The 3,340-nt window shown below is 61.7% G+C and carries 4 protein-coding genes; all 4 read left to right on the top strand.

Going from position 1 to position 3,340, the window contains the following annotated elements; genetic code table 11:
* The coding region (locus A2I95_RS28320; protein WP_291735271.1) for a glutamine synthetase family protein at positions 1-1,133 on the top strand (1,133 nt) is incomplete at its 5' end.
* 24 nt (positions 1,134-1,157) lie between these two features.
* Positions 1,158-2,003 carry an ABC transporter permease gene (locus A2I95_RS28315; RefSeq protein ID WP_291735269.1) on the top strand — a complete coding sequence of 282 codons (846 nt, stop codon included), beginning with the start codon at positions 1,158-1,160 and terminating at the stop codon, positions 2,001-2,003.
* 69 nt (positions 2,004-2,072) lie between these two features.
* Complete coding sequence (locus A2I95_RS28310) at positions 2,073-3,128, top strand: ABC transporter substrate-binding protein (RefSeq protein ID WP_291735267.1); 1,056 nt, start codon at positions 2,073-2,075, stop codon at positions 3,126-3,128.
* Positions 3,129-3,158: 30 nt separating this feature from the next.
* Positions 3,159-3,340: ATP-binding cassette domain-containing protein (locus A2I95_RS28305; protein WP_291735265.1), on the top strand; the 182-nt coding region annotated here is incomplete at its 3' end.

The raw sequence follows: 3,340 nt of genomic DNA, 5'->3' as shown, positions 1-3,340 counted from the left end.
CCTGGGATACGTCGATGGCGATCATCTTCTCGGATCTTTACTGGGAAGACGCGCCTTACAACGTCTGCCCCCGCCAGGCGCTGCGGCGCGCCATGCATGAGGCCGCGCAGGAAGGCTACACCGGCTTTGCCGGGGTTGAGCCCGAATTCATCGTGATGAAATACGACGACGCCGGGCAGCCGGTGAAGGCGTTCGACGACGATCCGGCAGACGGCCTGCGCCCGCGCCGCCAGGCGTTTGGCTATGACGTGGAATATTCCGTCGACTCGATGCCGTTCCTGAAGGATATGATCGACATCATCGAGGGCTTGGGCTGGAACCTGCACGACGTGGTGGCCGAGGGCGCCTATTCCCAGTTCGAGCTGGATTTCCACTATACCAACATGCTGGAGATGTCCGACCGGCTGGCGTTTTTGCGCATCACCCTGAAAGAGGTGGCCAAAAAGCACGGGCTGTTTGTGACCTTCATGCCCAAGCCGACGGTGGGTGACTGGCGCTCCGGCGCGCATATCAACATGTCGATGCTGCACGACAGCCGCCCCGGCGAGAACATCTTTGAAACCGCCGATGGCAGCGACTGGTCCGACGAAAGCCGCTGGGCTGTGGGCGGGCTGATGCAACACGCCGAGGCGATCACCGCGATCACCTGCCCCACCGTGAACTCCTACAACGGGCTGGTGCCGCGCGTCGGCGGCTTTGAAGGCGGCACCGTCACCTGGGCGCCGACCAATATCACCTACGGTTTCAACAACCGCTCCGCCCAGTTCCGCCTGCCGCAAAGCCGCCACTGCATTGAAAACCGCGCCTGCGACATGACCATGAATGTTTATCTGGCGATGGCGATGCATCTGACCTGCGCGGTGCAGGGCATCAAGCACAAGATCGACCCGGGCAAGCCCACCGACTTCGACCTCTACTCCAAGACCGAAGCCGAACTGGCCGAGCTTGGCATCCGCCGCCTGCCGCGCACCCTGTGGAGCGCAATCGAGGCGCTGCGCAGTGACGAGATGGCCGAGCACGTGATGGGCCCTGTGATGCGCAAATCGTTCCTAGAATACAAGAACGACGAATGGGAGCGCTACCACCAGTCGGTCACCGACTGGGAAGTGCAGGAATACCTGCGCCTCTACTAATACGCCCCAGCAAAGGACAGACCCATGACCCAGGCCCTTCGGACGATACCAGCAACCCGGGCCAAGGACACGCGCCCGAAACTGCGGATCTTCGAGTTCAAATCGGATATCCCCGCATCCTGGCGCCTCACCCTCGGGGTGGCGGTCTGGGTCCTGTTCTTTGCCATCTGGCAGATCGCCGCCTGGTCCGGCGTGATGCCTGCAATCCTGCTGCCAGGGCCGGGCAAGGTCCTGACAGCGCTCTACACGCTCTTTGCCGAGAACGGTTTTCTCGGTGATGTGCTGGTCAGTGTCTGGCGGGTGATGTTCAGCTTTGCCCTGGCCTGCGCAGTGGCGGTGCCGCTTGGCATCCTGATGGGCGCGTTCAAATCGGTCGAAGCGTTTTTCTCCCCCTTCGTCTCGGCTTGGCGCTCCCTGCCCGCCCCGTCCTTCATTCCCCTGTTGCTGATGTGGTTCGGGGCGGGCGATGCCCAGAAACTGGCGCTGCTGTTCATTGGCGTGATCTGGTTCCTAATCACCCTGATTGCCGACCACACCAAGGCGGTGCAAAAGGACCTGATCAACACATCCGTGACCCTGGGCGGCTCCCGCTGGCAGGTGCTGCGCACCGTCGTGGTCCCCGCCGCACTGCCCAACATCGTGATCGCCATGCGCCAGATGCTGGCGGTCAGCTGGACCTATCTGGTGATCGCCGAGATCACCGCCGCCGACGCCGGCATCGGCGCCATGATGATGCGCGCCAAACGTTTCCTGCATGTGGATCAAATCATGGCCGGTATTCTGGTGATCGGCCTTCTGGGTCTGATGTTCGACTACCTGCTGCGGGCGCTGCACCGCCGCGCATTCCAATATCTCGACGAATATTCCTGAGGAGCCGGAGCAGAACCCAAAAGAACAGGCCAACCAACAATGTGACGTCGCAAGGGAGGTACCGTGACGATGACCAAGAAACTGCTGAAATCCGCCAGCCGCTGCATTGCAGCCTTAGCACTGGCAGGCGCCGCCGCCCCCGTATGGGCCGCGGAAAGCGTCAAGATCGCGGGCTTCACCTGGCCGGGCTACGGCTTCTGGCACATCGCGGCAGAAAAGGGCCTCGCCCCGGATCTGGACATCCACTACCAGACCATCGAAGACCCCTATGAAAGCTTCAACCTGGTTGCCGCCGGACAGCTTGATGTGGTTTCCTCCACCGCCGAATTCACCCCGGTCGGGGTTGAGCGCGGTCTGCCGGTCAAGCTGGTCGCATTCGGCAATCTGTCCAACGGCACCGACAAGGTCGTTGCAGGCCCCGGCATTGAAAATGCTGCCGACTTGGCCGGCAAAGAGGTCGCGGTGCTCGAAGGCGGCTTGGCGCAGATCTATGTCGCCATGTGGCTGGAACAGAACGGCGCCGCCTATGACTCCGTTGTCTACCGCAACATCATCGCGGACGATGCCTTTGCCGCAATGATCGGCGGCGGCGTGGCGGCTTCGGAATTCTGGGAACCCTATGGCACCAACACGCTGAAGGCGCTGGAAGGGGCCAGCATCCTGACCCAATCGGATGAACCTTTCTGGCTGAAAAATGCCGTGGTCGCCGACGGCCACTACATGAGCAACGCGTTGATCAACGACCGCCGCGATGTGGCCCTGAAGACCATGCAGGCGATGTATGACGCCATCGCCTGGTGGAAGGAAAACCCGACCGAGGGCAACGAGATCATCGCCAAAGGCATGGGGATGAGCATTTCGGACGTTGAGCTGGTTCTGGGCAAGGACGGCACCTCGCTGGATGGCGGGCTTTATGTTTACGACTTCATCGAAGCGGCGCAATTCTGCGGCGCGGCCCCGGGCAACCCGCCCTTTGAGCAGACCAACGGTCAAATGTCGGACCACTGGAACCTGGTCAGCGAATGGTGGGTCAAGTTCGGCCTGATCCAGGAGGTCAAAGCCCCCGAAACCGGTGTCGAATGCAGCCTGCACATGGAGCTTTACGACAGCGGCTACCGCGGCTGATCCACCTGACCTGCAAAGAGGGGGCGCATCATGCAGTCCAGCATCATTCTATCCGTCCAGAATGTCTGCAAGACATTCCCCACACGCGGCGGCGGGGTCGAGGCCTTGCGCGATGTGTCCTTCTCGGTGGCCCGCAATGAGCTGTGCGTGCTGCTGGGGCCTTCGGGCTGCGGCAAGTCCACGCTTCTGAACATCGTGGCGGGCCTCCACAC

This window comes from Leisingera sp. F5, assembly GCF_001593695.1.
The sequence above is the reverse complement of the archived record's forward strand: the minus strand, read 5'-3'. Positions and strand labels throughout refer to the sequence as shown.

Bases quoted from the DNA above. Each gene is read 5' to 3' on its own strand.
- A2I95_RS28315 (WP_291735269.1), top strand. From the start codon at position 1,158: ATGACCCAGGCCCTTCGGACGATACCAGCAACCCGGGCCAAGGACACG.
- A2I95_RS28310 (WP_291735267.1), top strand. From the start codon at position 2,073: ATGACCAAGAAACTGCTGAAATCCGCCAGCCGCTGCATTGCAGCCTTA.